The sequence below is a fragment of the Novosphingobium sp. BF6 genome, assembly GCF_058273105.1.
In genome coordinates, this window is sequence record NZ_CM177776.1 from 1775546 (window position 1) to 1792369 (window position 16824).

General features: G+C 63.7%; 12 protein-coding genes. 6 read left to right on the forward strand and 6 right to left on the reverse strand.

Annotated elements, in window-relative coordinates:
- Window positions 1–6: 6 nt before the first annotated feature.
- From tssM to tssK, 3 genes are read right to left on the reverse strand one after another with little or no spacing between them, the layout of a single operon-like run.
- A complete protein-coding gene (gene tssM / locus AC4D6D_RS22835; RefSeq protein WP_491327801.1) occupies window positions 7–3462 on the reverse strand; it encodes a type VI secretion system membrane subunit TssM in 3456 nt (1151 codons plus the stop codon).
- Window positions 3463–3476: 14 nt separating this feature from the next.
- Window positions 3477–4868, reverse strand: coding sequence for a type IVB secretion system protein IcmH/DotU (icmH, locus tag AC4D6D_RS22840; protein WP_491327802.1), 1392 nt, complete (start codon window positions 4866–4868; stop codon window positions 3477–3479).
- Entirely contained in the window at window positions 4865–6169 is a 1305-nt protein-coding gene (gene tssK / locus AC4D6D_RS22845) for a type VI secretion system baseplate subunit TssK (RefSeq protein ID WP_491327803.1), read from the reverse strand. The genes icmH and tssK overlap by 4 nt, the downstream gene beginning before the upstream one ends.
- A 153-nt stretch (window positions 6170–6322) precedes the next feature.
- On the opposite strand from tssK, the gene AC4D6D_RS22850 reads away from it, so the two are divergent.
- Entirely contained in the window at window positions 6323–7675 is a 1353-nt protein-coding gene (locus tag AC4D6D_RS22850; protein ID WP_491327804.1) for a M23 family metallopeptidase, read from the forward strand.
- Between the two features lie 15 nt (window positions 7676–7690).
- Here AC4D6D_RS22850 and AC4D6D_RS22855 read toward each other — a convergent pair whose 3' ends face one another.
- A complete protein-coding gene (locus AC4D6D_RS22855; protein ID WP_491327805.1) occupies window positions 7691–8539 on the reverse strand; it encodes a CPBP family intramembrane glutamic endopeptidase in 849 nt (282 codons plus the stop codon).
- Window positions 8540–9063: 524 nt separating this feature from the next.
- Between AC4D6D_RS22855 and AC4D6D_RS22860 the strand changes: the two genes are divergently transcribed.
- From AC4D6D_RS22860 to AC4D6D_RS22880, 5 genes are all read left to right on the forward strand, one after another.
- Window positions 9064–10080, forward strand: coding sequence for a hypothetical protein (locus tag AC4D6D_RS22860; protein WP_491327806.1), 1017 nt, complete (start codon window positions 9064–9066; stop codon window positions 10078–10080).
- Between the two features lie 86 nt (window positions 10081–10166).
- Complete coding sequence (locus AC4D6D_RS22865) at window positions 10167–10742, forward strand: hypothetical protein (protein WP_491327807.1); 576 nt, start codon at window positions 10167–10169, stop codon at window positions 10740–10742.
- Window positions 10743–11000: 258 nt separating this feature from the next.
- A complete protein-coding gene (locus AC4D6D_RS22870) occupies window positions 11001–13127 on the forward strand; it encodes a PA5441 family protein (RefSeq protein ID WP_491327808.1) in 2127 nt (708 codons plus the stop codon).
- The gene (locus AC4D6D_RS22875) at window positions 13127–13906 is read left to right on the forward strand and encodes a DUF3142 domain-containing protein (RefSeq protein ID WP_491328798.1); all 780 of its coding nucleotides are present in this window, start codon (window positions 13127–13129) and stop codon (window positions 13904–13906) included. The genes AC4D6D_RS22870 and AC4D6D_RS22875 overlap by 1 nt, the downstream gene beginning before the upstream one ends.
- A 257-nt stretch (window positions 13907–14163) precedes the next feature.
- A complete protein-coding gene (locus tag AC4D6D_RS22880) occupies window positions 14164–14706 on the forward strand; it encodes a type 1 glutamine amidotransferase domain-containing protein (RefSeq protein ID WP_491327809.1) in 543 nt (180 codons plus the stop codon).
- A 66-nt stretch (window positions 14707–14772) separates the two neighbouring features.
- Here AC4D6D_RS22880 and AC4D6D_RS22885 read toward each other — a convergent pair whose 3' ends face one another.
- Window positions 14773–15075 carry a hypothetical protein gene (locus tag AC4D6D_RS22885; protein WP_491327810.1) on the reverse strand — a complete coding sequence of 101 codons (303 nt, stop codon included), beginning with the start codon at window positions 15073–15075 and terminating at the stop codon, window positions 14773–14775.
- A 505-nt stretch (window positions 15076–15580) separates the two neighbouring features.
- The gene (locus tag AC4D6D_RS22890) at window positions 15581–16213 is read right to left on the reverse strand and encodes an outer membrane beta-barrel protein (RefSeq protein ID WP_491327811.1); all 633 of its coding nucleotides are present in this window, start codon (window positions 16211–16213) and stop codon (window positions 15581–15583) included.
- Between the last annotated feature and the right edge of the window lie 611 nt (window positions 16214–16824).

The window sequence follows — 16824 nt, forward strand, 5'->3', positions numbered from 1 at the left end:
GTGCCATCATAGCGTCACCGGGCAGCGGAACGACCAGAGATCGCCGCGACTGAAAGGATTGCGCTGGCTTGGCAGTTCGACGGCGAGCGTGGCGCTGACGGCGCCTTCGCCGAACCGTGCACGGATCGTTCGGGCACCCGCGTTTTCCTTGGTCGCCGTGCCCATCAGTCGGAACAGCGCCCAGGGGCCTTCTGCATCGAAGCGGCGCAGTTCCTGGCCGTCGGGGCCGTAGAGCACGACTTCGGCATGCGGCACCCCGCCCGACAGCGACCACAACAGCGGGCGCGGCTGGTTCTGCGCCGCATCGAAGCGATAGCTGGCGCCGCCGTTGGCCATCGCGACGGCACTGACGCCGCTGCCCAGCGTCGCCATCGACACCCGGATCGTCAGCCCGCCCGCCAGCATGTCGCGGATCTGTGCCGCCTTGGCGAACTGCTCGGGACTGGCCGGATCAAGGGTCCGGGCAAGCGGATCGTCCTCGCGCCAGCGCCAGATCGGGCCGCTGGTGTCGATCAGTGGGTTCAGCCGCTGCTGGACGAACGAATCAAGCGCTCCGCCCATGCCGAAGACGCGCAGGACGCTCGCCGCCGAGGCATCCCCGGCTGCTCCGAAAAAAGGGAACCGCTCCTTGGTAGCCTCCTGACAGGCGGGAAGCACGGCCTGGAGATAGGCATCGGCCACCGCGCCTTTCGCCGCGCTGACTTGTGCGGCCGCGCCCCCCCCTGCCGCGGACTTCACGAAGCCTTGGAGTTGCGGCGGCGCACCGGCAGCAGCGGCCTGAACCGAAGCCATCGCGGCTGCCATCTGCGCCTGGGTCGCATCGGCACCGCCGCCGCCGCCGATCGACCGCGCGGCGATCACAGCCTGCCCGGCTTCCTTGAGCGCGGCCACGAACTCGTCGACCGGGGCCGGGTTCTTGCCGTCACCGACATAGTCGTGCAGCGGGCGGAAATAGTTGGTGATCTCGGCCCCGGCATCCAGTCCCGTCGCCCGGCCCTCGGTAGCGTCGCCGACATAGCGCCCGAGGCCCGAGCGGTTGATCCGTTCCTGCACCATCCGCTTGCCGACCGCCTGGGCGCCGCCATCGAAGATCGTGTTCTTGCGCAGTTCGAGCAGGACCCGCTTGACCGGCGATGGGGTCTTGGTCACGGCCCCGAAAGCGGCGGGATCGCGGAAGTAATCGCCCGGCTGCATCGCCGCGATCACGGCTTCCCAGGCCGCGATATAGTCCTTGGCATAGAGACCGGCGATGCCGGGGCGGATATTGCTCATCTCGTCGCGAACGCCGCCGGTATCGGCATCGCCGCCCAGCACCCAGAGGTCGCGCGCCAGGTCCTGCTGCACGGTGGCAAGGCCAACGACGTAGCTCTTCTCGAAGCCTTCGCGCGTGAAGAAATAGGGCACCCGCACCGAAAGCACCTGATCGCGATTGGCAAAGGCCGAGGCATCCCCCTGCGAGAGGACGCCCGACGCCTGCCAGTCGCCGCCCGCGCTTGCCGCCTTTTGCTTCATCACCGCATAGGCGCGGTCCGCCAGCGACAGGGTGCCGATCGAACTGCGCGCGGCCGCGACCAGTTCGCCGTTCAGCGGCGGCTTGCGATCGGCCCAGACGCTCGCGAGATCCTTGTCCTCCAGCAGGGCATCAAGGTGCTCCGCCAGTTGCTTGCGTTCGGACGCGCTGTCCGGCCCCGGAAAGACTTCGCCCGCCCAGTCGGCCGTGATCCAGCGGCGCACTGCCTTCGCGTCCATCGGCCCCTGCTGGCCGAGCATCAGATAGACCTTGAGCGGCTCGTAAAGCGCCATGGCGTCGCCGCCGCTGGCCGCCATGAACTGTTCCAGCCGCAGCATCAGGCGCGGCAGCATCACCCGGCGCAGGGCCTCGCGATAGCTTTCGTCGGCCTGGCGGCTGAGGCTGTCCTGATAGAGACCGAACGTCATGAGCAGCGGCGGACCACCGGCCCGGCTTTGCGCATAACCTCGCGGAAGGTTGCGCAGGCCGTTGAGCGCGGGAAGCGCCGCGCGCAAGTCTCCGTCGCTTTCGCGAACCTGCTTGAGATCGATCCCGGCATCGCGCAACTGGCCCCGCGCCGCTTCGGTCTGGGCCAGCATTTCGGACTGCAACATGCGGTTGCGCGCGAAACTCACTCCCCAGAGCGCAAGGACGACGAAAGCCGCGATGCCCATTGCCGCAAGGCCGCCAATCAGGCGGGCGCGCTGGCGCAGACGAGCCGCCGGATCGTGCGAGACCAGCCCGGCTTCCGGGAAGACCACTTCGCCGAGCAGGCGGTTGAGGAAATAGGCGCGGCCCGAACCACCATGGGCAGGCTGTGCCGGGCGATCGTAGATATCCGCCATGCCCGACAGAATACGGTCGAGCGGAGCGCCCTGCTGCACGCCGCTGGTGAAATAGAACCCGCGCAGGCGTGCCGGCGATTCCTCGCCCGTCGTGAACGTGCCTTCGAGAAAACGGGCGACGCGCGAACGCAGGGACTGGAACTGCGCCGGGAAACCCAGCAGGAGCGCGCGGCGCAACGGATCGACTTCCTCGAACAGGCGCTTGGCCTGCCGGTCCGCTACGGCCTGCGCGGTGCCGTCGAAGGCCCGCACGATTGCTTCCGCGCTCGGTTGCCCTTCGCTCCAGGCGAAGCTGTGGCCCAGTACGGCGCGGCGGCCCTCAACGTCGAGATCGTCGAAATACTCGGTGAACCCGGCGATCAGATCCGCCTTGGTGAGCAGGATGTAGACCGGCGCCGACACTTCGAGCGTCTGGCGCAGTTCGGTCAACCGGCGCCGCACTGCCGCGGCATGGGAATCGATCCGGGCACAGTCAGCCGCGAGCAGTTCATCGACGCCGATCGCAACAATCACGCCGTTGATCGGCTGGCGGGCGCGATGCTTGCGCAGCAGGGCAAGGATCGAGGTCCACCCGCGCCGGTCGACCTGATAATCGGAATCCTGCGTGGTGTAGCGTCCGGCGGTGTCGACCATGACGGCTTCGTCGGCAAACCAGAAATCGAGATTGCGCGTACCGCCGACGCCCTTGACCGCGCTGTCGCTGAACGGAAAACGCAGTCCCGAATTGAGCAGGGCCGTCGACTTGCCCGCCCCCGGCGGACCGATGATCACGTACCAGGGCCGCGTGTAGAGATAGTCGCGCCGCTTGCCCGAGGCCCCTCTGAGCTGCGCCAGGGCATCGCGCATGCGCTGGCCCAGGGCGCGATCTTCCTCTTCCTCGGCCGATGGCGCCAGTTCCTCGCCAAGCGCCCGCGCGGCCTTTTGCGCCTTGTGCCGGCGCAGGAAGGCGAAGAGGCCCCAGACCGCCGCTACACCCAGCACGCAGATCAGTCGCACCCACCAGGGGCGCAGGAAACCGACGAACAATGGAAGTCCCATGGCCAGAAGCAGTGCCATGACCAAGGCGCAGGCGATCGTGACGAACCACCAGTTCTTCAACAGACGCATCCGAAGCTCTCCGGTCAATATCGGCGAGGCACGATGATCTCGACGCGCCTGTTACGGGATTTGCCCGATGCCGTGGCATTCGAGGCGATCGGCACGGTCTCGCCCATGCCCTTGGCGCTCACCCGGCCGGGATCGCTGAGCGTGCCGCGAACGATCGCGGCGACGGTCTCCGCCCGGGCCTGCGACAGCGCCATGTTATCGGGGAAGCTGAGATTGGCGACGCGATCGCTGTCGGCATGGCCTTCGATCAGGACATTGCCCTTTTCCTTCTCGATCGCCTCGCCGATGCGGCGGAACAGGGCCTCACGCCCCGCTTCGAGCTGGTCGGAGCCCGAACGGAACAATTGCCCGACGCTGGTGCGGACACGCACGGTCTGCGCATCCTCCTCCACCGTGACCAGTCCCTCGCGGATTTCGGGTTCAAGGAAACGGCGCAGTTCGGAAGCCTGGGCGCTGCTGCCCGAAGGAAGGGCAGCAGCGGGCCGGGAAAGCGTCAGGCGATCGTCCGGCACCAGACCGAGCAAGGCCCCCGAAGGCGCATCGCCGCCGGACATCAGGATCAGGCGCAGCACGATATAGACGAGCAACAGCAGGCCTGCCGCAATCGCTCCGGCCAGGGCGAACAGGTTCCACGGCCCGATCCGGCGCAACGGCGCGTTCTCCCCGCGCCATTGCGGAGACAGTTCGACCATCGACAGGGAACGGACGTGCTGGAGGCTGCCATGAAGCTTGGCCATGATTTCGTGAAGCCGCCGCTTGCCGTCGGGCATCACCCGAAACCGTCCCTCGAAACCCGCCGCAAGACAGGCGTGGTAGAGTTCGATGATGTCGAGATTGTCGGCCGGTGCGCGCAGCATGTCGTCGGTGAGCTGCCAGAAACGGTCGCCGCCGATGTTCTCCTGGAAGAACTGCACAACCATCGAGCGCCGTGCCCATTCCGCACCGTCGGTGCCGATGTCGGGCAGGTTCTGCGCGATGTCGTCCACCGTCGCGCAGACAGCATACTTGGCCCGCTGGCGCATTTCCTCGCGGTAATGCGGGGCTATCGCGCGGTCGAAGGCGGAGATGATCTGCGTCGCCTCGCGGTGGAACTGCGGCATCGGCGCCCGGATGCGGCCTGCGCGGATGCCCGCCGCCAGCGCCAGCACCGGGGCCGCTTCGGCCAGCATGAGGTTGCGCAGGCTGCGCGGCGTTGCCGGGCCAGGTACGTCATCCTCCGCCAGCCGCGAAGGCGCCAGCGCGGCCCCGGCAGGCTGCGGGCCGGAGCGCAACAACGGCGGCGGCGCGCCGTAGCCGTTGTCGACCGGCGGGGGCGCGGACTGTCCGCGGCCTCCGCGCAGACCCTGAAGCGGCGAGGGCCGGAACACCGTCCGATTGCCGCTCTTGTCTTTATCGTCGCTGCTCATCGGCCGCTTTTCTTGACACACCAGAGTTCGAGGTTGAGCTGCGGCCAGTCTCCTGCGACATGAAGTCCAAGCGCGGGCGCGGTGAGTATATCGCGCCAGTCGGCCGTACCCCGGTCCAGTTCGAAATAGACGAAACCGGGCAGCACGCGGATCTGCGGCGGCGGCGTCGGGGTATGCCGCAAGGGCACGCCGGGCAGCGCGCTGTCCACGATCTGCCGCATCTTCTGGATCGCGCCGATCTTGGCGACCGAGGGAAAGAGTCCGCGAATTTCCTCAAGCGGAGAAGCCGCCGCCACGGCAAGATAGAAGTAACCGTGCTGATAGAGCGAATGGTCAGTGATCTTCGAGACGTAGGCGCCGGGTCCCGCATTTTCGAGCGGCAGTTGTACGGCCGAGCGATCGAATACGGCAGCCAGCATCGACTGCAGCAGGTCTATAACGGGATCAAAGCAGATCTGCGGATTTTCGTGATCGTAGCGCGGCAGCGGCGGCGGCTTGCGCTCGGGCCGGATCATCGTCGCGATCTCGCCCGCCATCGCGATCAGGGTCTCGTAAAGCCGCTCGGGATGGAGCATCGGCAGCCGCTCGGCATGCTGGAGCACCGGCAGCCAGCGGTTGAGCGCCTGCAGCAGGAGGAAGCTGGCAAACGTCTCCGCGCCGCCGTCGGTGGCTTCCACCGCGCGCAAAGCCAGTTCCTCGGCGCGCTGCTCGACCCTGCCGAGAATGTCGGTGACGGCGCCGCGCAGCCTTGGCGAGGCATCCTTGTCGAGTGTCGGCGGAATGAAACGATCGTCGAACATAAGACGGCGGTTGTGCACTTCGCGCACACGCGCAATGCCGAGCGTGACGCGGCCATAGATCTGGTCGCGCGTCACCCCGAAGCGCAAGTTGGGCCGCCCGAAATCGACGGGTTCGGTCGTGCGGTCGTCGGAAAAGCTGTCCGCCGTCTCGCGTTCGTCGACGAGGAAGCGCGCATCGAGCGCCGGATTCTCGGAGTCGCGAAATTCCGTGGCTCCGCTCTGCTGTGCAGGCAGGGTGAGATGGATCACCGCATCGCGCACTTCGACCGGCACATCGAGCGGCTCGGGAGGCGGCATGTCGTCGGGAATCGCGAAAGGCGTTCCGTCGGGAAGGATGCCCGCCGCACGCACAACGGCGAATTTGCCGAGCGAAGCGAGGTCTTCGTCGACCACGATTTCGGTGAACCCCCAGGGCCAGGGCGAAACACTGCCGACGCGCGCGCGCACCAATGCCTCAATGAAGCGGTCCTGGGCCTGGAAGTGCTGGGGGCGAAGAAACATGCCCTCCCGCCAGGCAACCCGGTTATTTCCACCCATCTGGCTACAAGCTCCCTTGACGCGGATACATTTAATCACGGCTTCCGGTCTGCATAAACGAGCGTTATTGCAGCAGAAAAGCTTTTTCCAAAGTTTATATTCCCGGAGCCGCCACTCGTGAACGAACAAGACAGCCATTCGTTCGATCCGAGGACCTGGATTCCACAATCCGGCGCAGCGGACAGCGCCGCCCCGGAACGCACCGTCAGGACCGCCCTGCCCGCGGAGTCATCTCGCGTTCGCCGCGATCCGGGTATCCTCGCGCTGGGCGGCGCCCTCGTTCTCGCGCTGGGCGGCGCTGCCCTCGCCGTACTGAACCCCTCCGTAGCCCCGCCCGTCACCGCGCCGCACGAACCGACCGCCCCCACCATGCGCTTTTCCGGAGAGCGTACACTGATACTCGCAGATCTGGAGGAACTGGATTCCGCGCTCGTATCCTCCGGCCTTTCCCGTGCCGATATCCCGGCGATGAGCAGTCAGGTCAGGGCCACGCTCGGAAACGCGCCCGGAGAAATACGCCTGATTCTCAACCTAGAGAGCGAAGGCGAAAGGACCCGGCTGCTGGCACTGGAGGCCACGCGCGGCAACGGGACCGGGCTGCTGCTTCACCGGCTGGCCGACGGAACACTCGCCGCGCAGCCGCTTACCGGAGAGCTGTCCAGACGGCTCTCGGTCGTGCGGGGTGAGATCGACAGTGACAGCTTCTACTCCTCCGCCGTTGCCGCGGGCGTGACCGACAACCTGATCGGCGAAGTCGCCAATGCCTTCAGCTTCGATTTCGACATGCAGCGAGAAGTGGCTCCGGGCGATATCTTCGAGGTCGCCTTCGAACAGGCCTACAACCCTTCCGACGAACCGGTCGGCGTGCCCCGTCTGGTCTATGTCTCGCTCCGCACGGCGACAATGTCGCGCGCGCTCTATCGCTTCACGCCGCCCGGCGAACGCGAACCCGGCTGGTTCGACGGCAACGGATCGAGTGTGGTGCGTGCGCTGATGCGTACTCCGGTGGATTCCGCGCGCATATCGTCGCAGTTCGGAATGCGCACCCATCCTATCCTTGGGTACCAGAAGCTGCATCGCGGCACCGACTTTGCCGCCCCCACCGGCACGCCGGTCTTCGCCTCCGGCAATGCAACCGTTGAATTCGCGGGGCCGAAAGGCGCGAACGGCAACTTCATAAGACTGCACCATGACAATGGCTGGCAGACGCTCTACCTGCATCTCAACCGCATCCTACCGGGCGTGGTGAATGGGGCGAAGGTGGCCCAGGGCCAGCAGATCGGCGAAATCGGCACGACCGGCCGGTCGACGGGTCCGCACCTCCACTACGAGGTCCATGTCGATGGGCAGCCGGTCGACCCGCTCAAGATCGAGATGGGCACGGGCAAATCCCTCAGCGGCCCGGCGCTGGCGGCATTCCATGAGCAGCGCAACGCCATCGATGCCCAGCGCGCGGGCAGCCAATACTGAGCCGAGGCGCCTTGCTCAGGCGGCGGCGCCATCGCCACGTTGCCGCAGGCCCGGCAGTACGGGTACGATGAAGACGATGAGAGCCATGGTCATTGCAAGGCTGGCGTTCAAACCCTCATGCGACCCGCCCCATAGCGGCGAACCGACCAGGTCCAGATCGATGACGGTGCCGAAACTGCCTGCGCCGGGATTGGGGTCCAGGCCGAACAGCATCTGCTCCGCCATGTTCCAGGCGAAGTGGGCGCCGATCGAACCGGCTATACCCCCCGAACGCACCGCGAGCACCCCAAACCAGACGCCACCCAGCACAAGATTGCAAAGCGTCAGTGCCGAACGCGAGCCTCCCATCACATGGAGCAAGGCAAACAGAACGGCAGTGATCGCGATCCCACCGAGGTTTCCCGCGGCACGGGCAAACACCGGCTGCAACCAGCCGCGAAAATAGGCTTCTTCCGCCGTGACCTGGAGAAACACCAGTCCCAGCCCCAGAAGAAAGGTCAGCGGCTGGAACGAGACCCCTTCGCTTCCGGAAACCGCAGTACCTGCAAGTTGAGCGTAGCCGATGGTCAAGAGAAACCCGCCGAAGCCGATGCAGCAGCCGATGGACAGCGACGTTCCAGCCCCTGGTCCGATCACCGGACCGGTCCGGAACATGCGGACGCCAATCGCCGCGACGCCAAGTATCGCGCCGTAAACCACGAGCGTGAACAGGGTCTCGATCGCGACCTCGCTCCCACCTTCCCCAAGCAGCGAGGCCGCGGCGACACCGCTAGCATCGGCCCCCGCAAGCAGGATTCCTGCGAGGATGACTGCCCCGACTGTACCGGCACAAAGAGCGGAAATCGGTCTGTTCAAAGCGTTCATGGCTGGATCGAGCGAAGATTAAGCGGTGAACGGAATTGCTCCCCACCGGCCCAATAGTGCCGGAGATATCCAAACCAAATGCAGTAAAATTGATTCGAAAAATGACCCATTACTGTTTCCGAAACCGCCATCCGTTGCCATCGACATCACGATTGAACGGCGCGATCCCATAGTCGGGCATATCTTGCTCGTCTCCGATATCCTGCAGTCAAAGGGCGGCGAATGATTCAGTCAAGATTTTGTGATGATTAACGCTTCGATGGCGCGATTGCCAAGGGGCTTCCCGCAACCGAAACTTTAAGTAAAATCGATTTCATCCTTGCGCCGATTCGCAACTGCATTATTCAGCCTACCTACAATAAAACTGTTCGTCTCACGAACGGCACACAGTATCCTACACATCGCTGACAAAGCGAACCTGTTACAACAGGATGCGAGTATCATTTCGTGCCTGAAGGACCTGCCGATCTCACATCGCGCGCGCTTCTGGTCTGGCATTCTTACAAAAAAGGGGATTGGTTTTGGTGGATCGTCTGGAGCAGTTTCGGCGGCAAGTGATCGACGCAGCCGATGCCTGGCAAGCCTATGTCTGCAACCCCTATATCGTGGCCTACAACGAAGCCTACAAGAACTACACCGACGCCTACAATCTTCAGAAGGAAACCGACAAGCAGAAGGCGGAGCTTTTCGTATCCATCGCTTCGATCCTGCCCGGCTCGATCCTGATGGCAACGGCCGCCAACAGTTCACTCCGGGTGATTGCCAACAGGGTAGCGCTGCAGGGCCTTGCCAGAGCCAACCTCACTCGCGCGCTTGGTGCCTATCAGGCAGTCGGCGCCAACCCGACCGCGATGTTTGCCATCGGCAAGACCCTGGATCTCGTGAAAGGCGAAGTCGGCAAGACGATCAAAGGCTATGTCACCAAGGCAATGCAGAACACGCATGACACGCTTGCCACCGACCCCCTCAGCCGTGACAAGCAGTTGTCGACGTGGATCATAACGCATCGCTTGTGCGCCACCGACGCAGCCGAAGCAGTCGAAAACGATGGCCGACTGAGTGAGCGTGAAAAAGACGCAATCTTTGCGTCGCTCAGGCAGGCGCCGATCGCGCAGCGTCCAACCGGCTCGATCATTCCTAAAACGTTGTCGCCCAAGATCGAGCTGGGTTTCTACATGATGGCATTGCTCGATTCGGACGAGCTGGTCACCCAGACCGGTGCAGGACCTTATGGTGGCGGTCGCATCACCAGCAAGCCTATCGATGAGATGCCAAGTTCGCCCAACTATCCCAAGGGCAGGATTTCGAGCGGCATGGGCGGAACGTCCACCTGGGTTGGCATTGCGCGCCCGGGCAGCAGGGTCGAGGAGCGCATCGACGAATGCAACAAGCTCGTTTTCAAGAAGCCCTTCTATGCGGCTTCAGGCTGGTTCGGCCGGGACGATACTCTCAAATCGGGAGAGCTTCGAAATGCCGAGCAGACATTGCGCAGGCTGGCGGACTCCACCCGCCCACTGAGCCCGCTCGGGCTGCGAAGCTGATCATGGCAGGCAAACACGTGCGCGCGGCACTGACATTATGCATAGCGGCAATGCCTTGGGCGCTTGTCGCATGCGGAGGAGACCGTGTGGCATCGTCCAGCACGGTCGATCTGCGCAAGCAACTGGAAGGGTCTCCCGTCTGCGCGATGCTGATCGCGCCGGCCTGGCCGATCGAGCAGAGCGCCGACTTCCTTTCCCGGCCGGGCGTGGACGCATTGATCGCCGCCGGTTTGGTGAACCGCGAGCCCGTCGAGGACCGCTCCAAACCAACCCCTCGCGCGCGCATCACCATGACCAAGGCCGGCGAGCGTTATTTGCACCTCGACAAATCCAGCGGCGACGCCCCACCCGAACCGTACCTCTGCTTCGGCAAGAAACGGGTAACGGCGATCACGCATGAAGGTGATACTCCGGTGCACTATCGCTACCGCATCGTCGATGCGCCAGCCTGGACGAAGCGCGAAGACATACGCGCCGCCTTCCCCTTCGTCTCCCGTTTGCTCGATCATGAACAGGAGGCCGATGTCGGCGCAGTCGAGAAAGACGGGCACTGGCAGATCGCTGGCGGCGCTTCGCAGGCGAACCTTGCAGAGATCGGCAACAAGGGCTTCTTTCCCTGTCCCTATGCAGACACACCACCCAGCGAAGATCCTTGCCGCTGATTCTGCTGTCTCGGCCCGCCCTGCGAGCCGCTTCGAGAGGCTTCAGGTCGAGAGCGAACAGAGTCAGAGCAGGATCGAAACGCTCTGACCTGCCGAGGAGGCCCCGATCGTCGAACCGATCACGCCCCGCTTCAAGACCAGCTTGAAAGACATGGATATCGTCGCCCTCCTCTCAGTCGACAAAAGATTGGGCCAGATGTATCCCGGCTGGAAGGTCAGGATCACCACAACCCAATGACAACAGGGAATACGGTTTACATGAGCGCCAAAGCATCGCTTCTTCGCACACCGGCGAAAACGGTTCTGCTGGCAGGCGCCATGCTTTCGGCACTCGGCCTTGCGACTTCCGTCTGGGCCTCCGGCGATTCCGGGTACTGCGCACCCGACTGGCGACTGTCCGCACCGTCCTACGACTGCGCGGGCCGGGCCATGCTCAGCCCCGGAAACGATACCCGCATCAACATGCTGCTGCTGATGCGTAGCCTCCGGCCCGCGTCGGAAGACAACGACCGCGACACCTACGACACCGCGCTTGGCCGAACCTTCTTCTCGTGGGATAGCATGTCAGCCTCGCTTCAGCGGCGACCGGAGCGCAAGGTTGAGCTGGCACTGGGGAACTGCCAGATCGGCGCGGAGGGTATCCTGGCTTTCCGGGATGCCCTTGCCGCCGAAAAGGGCCTTTCCGCAGCGGATCGCAGCGGTCTCGATCGCCTGCGGGCGCAAGTCGGATGCCGCGCCGTTGAGTGGGGCGGCTTTACTGCTGCCAGCGCTCCGGGACGGGAATTTCTCGCCTATCTGAAAGCCGCCGACGCATTCTATGGAGGGGATTGGGCGGGCGCCCGCGCCGGGTTCTCGGCGCTGACTGGTGCACGCAGCCGATGGGTTGCGGAAACCGCGCGCTACATGCCGATCCGGATCGGCCTGCGCGCTGCGGTGGCGGAAGCGGTGGACCAATACGGCGATTTCGCCGGGCCGGACAAGGCGAACGACGAAGCCGTGACTTCCGCCCACGAGGCTATCGACGATTACCTCAAGGCCTATCCCAATGGGCGCTATGCCACTTCCGCGAAAGGCCTGATCCGCCGCGTCGCTTGGCTGGAGAACGATCAGGCCACCTTCGCCCACCTTCTCGAAAACGAACTTGCAACGCGGCCGGGAAACACTGCTGCGGCAGCCGCCCTGGCAAACGAGATCGACGGAAAACTGCTGGAGCAGGACGGCGCGGATGCCTTCATCGCGAACCTGGGTAACACGCCGCTGCTGCTGACGATCAGCAATCTCAAGCGGATGCGCAGCAGCTCCAACGAAGCCATGACCCTTTCGGCGGATGAACTCGCGGTACAGAAGAACCAGTTTTCTGCCTATGGCGATCTCTACGGGTTCCTGTTGGCGACCCGATCCTTCCAAGCGCAGGAACAGCCCGCCACGATCCTGCGCCTCCTGCCCGATGCCGCGCGCGAAAGCCGTTACACACCGCTTGCGTTCAGTCGGCAGGTGCTGCGCGGCATGACGCTGAGCCGGGCGTCGGATCCCAACGAGGCAGGTTTCTGGCGCGAGTTGCTGGGCGGCTCCTCACCCACGTTCCAGCGTCCGCTCGTGGAGCTTGGCCTCGCCACCCGCTGGCAGCGCGGCCCTAAGCTCTCGGATATCTTCGCCCCCGGCTCACCCGTGACCGACACTTCGACCCGCGAATTGCTCCTCCAGACGCGAGCGACCCCGGCGATCCTGCGGGCCGCCGCGAGGGACCCGAGCCGCCCCCTGCGCGAGCGGGACATCGCGCTGTTCAGCCTGCTGTTCAAGCAGCTCAACCACGGGGCCTACGCCGATTTCACCAAGGACCTGGCGCTCGTTCCCACCGATGCCGACAACCGCACCGGCCTCTGGTCCTTCGCGGATCAGGCCACGATCCCGGTCGGCCTCTTCAGCAAGGGCACCTGGGGGGACGAGTTCGTCTGCCCGTCGCTGGACCGGACGGCGGCGGCGCTCGCCCGCAATCCGCGCGACCGCAAGGCCCAGCTCTGCCTGGGCGACTTCTACCGTCTCAATGGGTTCGACGGGTTTCGCCTGTTCCGGCCCGGCCCGACGGCGGACTATCTGGGATATGGCCCGGACGGAGTTCCCGGCCGGGCGCTGTACCGCGAGGACCTTTACAACGAGGTCATAGCCGACCGCAGCGCACCCGCCGACCTGCGCGCCTATGCGCTCTACCGCGCTGTCATGTGTTACGCGCCTTCGGGCTACAGCGACTGCCTGGGCGCCGCGCGGAACGATCCGGAAAATGATGCCGCTGCCGCGCCGCAATCCCGTCGTAAGGCCTGGTTCACCGAACTGAAGCAGCGTTATCCCGACAGCCAGTGGGCCAAGGACCTGCGCTACTACTGGTGATGTTCAGGCCCCGCCACGCTCGCACTCTCGTTTCGGCCCTGCTGATCCCGATCGTTCTGGTCGGCTGTAAACCCGATGTTCCGCGTCAGGAAGCGCGCGTCGATCCGGTCGCTCACGACGCCTTCTATCTCTGGCCGGGCGTGCGACCGGCTGCGAACCTGCACCCGCGAACGCTTTACCTGCTCGATGGAGAAGTGCGCAAAGCCGGCGCGCCCCGCTTCGAGCGACTGCGCATGGGCGTGCCTCACCTGCCCGGAACAGCGGTCTGGCTGGTAGTGCGCACCGAGCGGCTGGACTGGGACGCGGCGACCTATGCAGCGCTCCTTGGCGATCTCGAACGCTGGCATCAGGCGGGCAACCGGGTCATGGGCCTGCAAGTCGATTTTGACGCCGCCACGAGCGGGATCGCCCGCTATGCCGAATTCCTGACCGATCTTCGCCAGCGCCTGCCCCGGCGCTGGCAGCTTTCTGTGACCGGCCTCATGGACTGGAGCGCTCACGGCAACCCCGGGGACCTCGTCAGACTTGGATCCGTGATCGATGAAGTCGTGGTACAGACCTATCAGGACCGCAGCACGATTCCGGGCTACGAAGCCTATTTTCGGCGCATGGAGAACTTCCCCATTCCCTTCCGTGTTGCCTTGGTGGAAGGCGGCACCTGGCAGGCTCCGCCCATGCTGGCGAATCAGCGGCTGTTTCGGGGCTATGTTATTTTTCTGATTCGTTCCGAAGCTAATCCTTCGGACGTAGCGCAGGCGTCTCGACCAGCGGCACGATAGGTGTAGACCTCAGACCGTAGGTATCAGTGGGACTACAGCTTGCGCGGCCATGTCATCCAACCCATCCGCGATAAATCGGCCGTAATGACGTTCAATCATAGAGACGGATGTGTCGTGCAGAGCCGCGACCAGTCGCAGAGGCAACCCCGCACGAATTCCGCGCACAATGCTTGAGTCCCGTCGCGCATAGGGCACGATTTCGAGCGCAAGTCTGGCCGCCTTCCGAATGTCGGCCCATAGCAACGAAATCTCTGGGCATGTCCCTTGAAAATCGCTCGATCGCCCTCCTCGTCGCACCGTGCGGGACCGAGGAACCCGAATTCGTGAAGCCTAGGGAAGCGCTGGAACAGGCCGGTGTGCATGTTATCGTCATTGGCTTGGACAGCGAGACCGCCGAGACGAACAACAACGATCTCGATCCCGGCGGAAGTTATGCCGTCGACAAGAGTTTTACGGACGTGTCTGCCGACGAATTTGACGGCCTCGTAATACCCGGTGGCAGGGTGGGGGCCGACAATCTTCGCTGGAGCGAGGCAGCGGTGGCATTCGTGCGCGGCTTCTTCCAGGCTGGCAAACCCGTTGGCGCCATCTGTCATGCCCCCTGGCTGCTGGTGGAAGCCGGCGTGCTGGATGCCCGAACCGTCACATCCTTCCCTACTGTCAGAACCGACATCGAGAATGCCGGAGGCAACTGGGTCGACGAAGAAGTCATCGTGGATCACGGGCTTGTCACCAGCCGGACTCCGGACGACCTCCCGGCGTTCTGCGCAAAGCTCATCGAGGAGTTCAAGGCAAAGTAGGCAAATTGACTGTCGGGGCGGGCTTGCGCTTTGTCAAATCCAGGAAGCCCAAGTCGATTGTGCGGTCTAGACGTGGTTCAAGCCCGTTGAGGCCTGCGATTCAACGCTTTCGTGGAATCCGCAAGGCGCTTGAGGGCTACGTTCGGCCTTCTTGTCTTGCGTGATCAACGGATTTTCCTGGCGCCCCATCGTCCAGTTCTTTCCCAGGCGAACGGTTGCGTTCGGCGCGCACCAGATTTCGCCCGAGCTATCAAGCGCGGTGACCCAGATGAGATTGTGCTCTTGGCCGTAGTCGATCATTCCGATCGCGTAGCCATCGCCCTTTCCTACCACGTGAAGGGGAATTGTGGGATTGAGCTGCGTGAACATTCAGCACCTCTGCATGGCAACAAAAGGCCGGTGCATCACTGTGCACTGGCTCCTGTTCGGCTTACTTGGGATTTCCGGTGCCCGGCTCGGAGGTCTTCGGCGACTTGCCGTGCTCGTTCAGCTCTTTCTTGAGGAAGCCTGCAACTTCCTTCATCTCGCCCTTGATGCTCATCGATCTCTCCTCTGAAACATCGCCACGATGACTTGTGACAGATCATAAAGGCACGAGTTCAAATTTGGCTCCTAAGTACAAAAGTGGCCATTTTGCAGGCGTCTGCTCAAAACCGAAGAAACGAAAACACCCTTCTGTCAGGAACCGGCCATCATTGTCAGAGGCCGCTGCCCCCAATCCCGGCGCTGCCGGAATACCACCGGATCCAGACACGAAACGCGCGCATGCAGGTGGACACGGCGACGCTTAAGACACCTAACGCCCGCTGATAAAATTGCGGGGCCGGCATCCGATGGATGCCGGCCCCGCATTGTCTCATGGCAACGAGTTCTCTTACTTGAAGCGAACGCCAACACCGGCCATCAGGCGCTGCCGTGCCGAATTGCCGTGATAGTTCGAATAGACGTACTGAGCGTTCACATAGACCGGCGCGCGGCTATCCGGGGTCAAGGTATATTCGGCGCCGCCGCCGACCTGGTAGCCATCGGCGCGGTAGTGATCGTAGACCAGAGTTTCGCCGGCCGGGCCGACAAGGCGCTTGCGCTGCTCGCCGTTCACGTAACCGGCCTTGCCGAATACGAGGAACTGCGGACTGACGAGGTAGCCGGCGCGCACCGCTGCGCCCCATTCCTCGAAGGCCTTGTGATCCATGGCGTACCCGCCGCCGAGATCGGTCGAATTCTCATTGCCGCTTCCGGGCTTCCAGAAGCTTCCCTCGGCACCGATCACGAAACGTTCACCGATGGTGCCGTCGAAACCGACTGTGCCGCCGAAGCCGAACTTGTTGTTGTGGTTGCCTTCGGACTGGAAGCGGTCGCCGCCGAAATTACCTTCGACGCGGATACCGCGAAACGAAGTACCGTTAGGCGCTACCTCAGCGCTGCCGGTGTCCTGTGCAAACGCGGGCTGTGCAGAAAGGCTGGTGGCCGCGGCCAGCATCGCGAGAGTGAGCATCGTGGACTTCATGTAACGTTCCTTTTCTTCATCGATCGTGGGGCAGATCTGTTCGCACCCGTCGAAACACAAACCCCCGCCGGAAAAGGAAGGTTTCCGGCAACCGACCCGGAAAGGGGCTTTAACGACGATCGTGTGACGAATATGACACACCCACGAAGAGGCGGTCCGAAAGATATCGCGGTAGCTGTCCATTACCTGCTCACCCAGCCGAGACGGCCCGTGATCCAGCAGTACAACGATAGCGCCTCGCGAACAGGAGCAGGAATGATTGCAAGAGCCGCCCTCGGCCTCGCCGGGCAGGTCTCGTTTCAACCGCCAATTATTCCATTGATCCCATACGTGCCCTGCAGGCCGTGTTGGGCCGCGCGCTAAGCCTCGGCGCATCAATCGCATGTCATGCCGGATAGTGCCGCGCTTCATCCATCGCTACGCGGTATCGGACTGGGGACAGAGGAGAGCGACCCATCGGGGCCGGAACCGCCATTCTCGCTACGGGCTAAGACAGGGCGTAACAGTTGCTCCCCGAGGCGGTTGCCGAAACCCTGGATGCATCCCTGCGTGAAAAGCTCCCTGCTTCGATCCGTACAGTTTGGAGGATGGTTGAACGCAAACTGCTTCAG

What these genes read in the sequence shown, in the direction of transcription:
- icmH (WP_491327802.1), bottom strand. Translation starts at nt 4,868, where the DNA reads ATGAGCAGCGACGATAAAGACAAGAGCGGCAATCGGACGGTGTTCCGG.
- AC4D6D_RS22855 (WP_491327805.1), bottom strand. Translation starts at nt 8,539, where the DNA reads ATGAACGCTTTGAACAGACCGATTTCCGCTCTTTGTGCCGGTACAGTC.
- AC4D6D_RS22870 (WP_491327808.1), top strand. Translation starts at nt 11,001, where the DNA reads ATGAGCGCCAAAGCATCGCTTCTTCGCACACCGGCGAAAACGGTTCTG.
- tssK (WP_491327803.1), bottom strand. Translation starts at nt 6,169, where the DNA reads ATGTTTCTTCGCCCCCAGCACTTCCAGGCCCAGGACCGCTTCATTGAG.
- AC4D6D_RS22880 (WP_491327809.1), top strand. Translation starts at nt 14,164, where the DNA reads ATGTCCCTTGAAAATCGCTCGATCGCCCTCCTCGTCGCACCGTGCGGG.
- tssM (WP_491327801.1), bottom strand. Translation starts at nt 3,462, where the DNA reads ATGCGTCTGTTGAAGAACTGGTGGTTCGTCACGATCGCCTGCGCCTTG.
- AC4D6D_RS22875 (WP_491328798.1), top strand. Translation starts at nt 13,127, where the DNA reads ATGTTCAGGCCCCGCCACGCTCGCACTCTCGTTTCGGCCCTGCTGATC.
- AC4D6D_RS22890 (WP_491327811.1), bottom strand. Translation starts at nt 16,213, where the DNA reads ATGAAGTCCACGATGCTCACTCTCGCGATGCTGGCCGCGGCCACCAGC.
- AC4D6D_RS22885 (WP_491327810.1), bottom strand. Translation starts at nt 15,075, where the DNA reads ATGTTCACGCAGCTCAATCCCACAATTCCCCTTCACGTGGTAGGAAAG.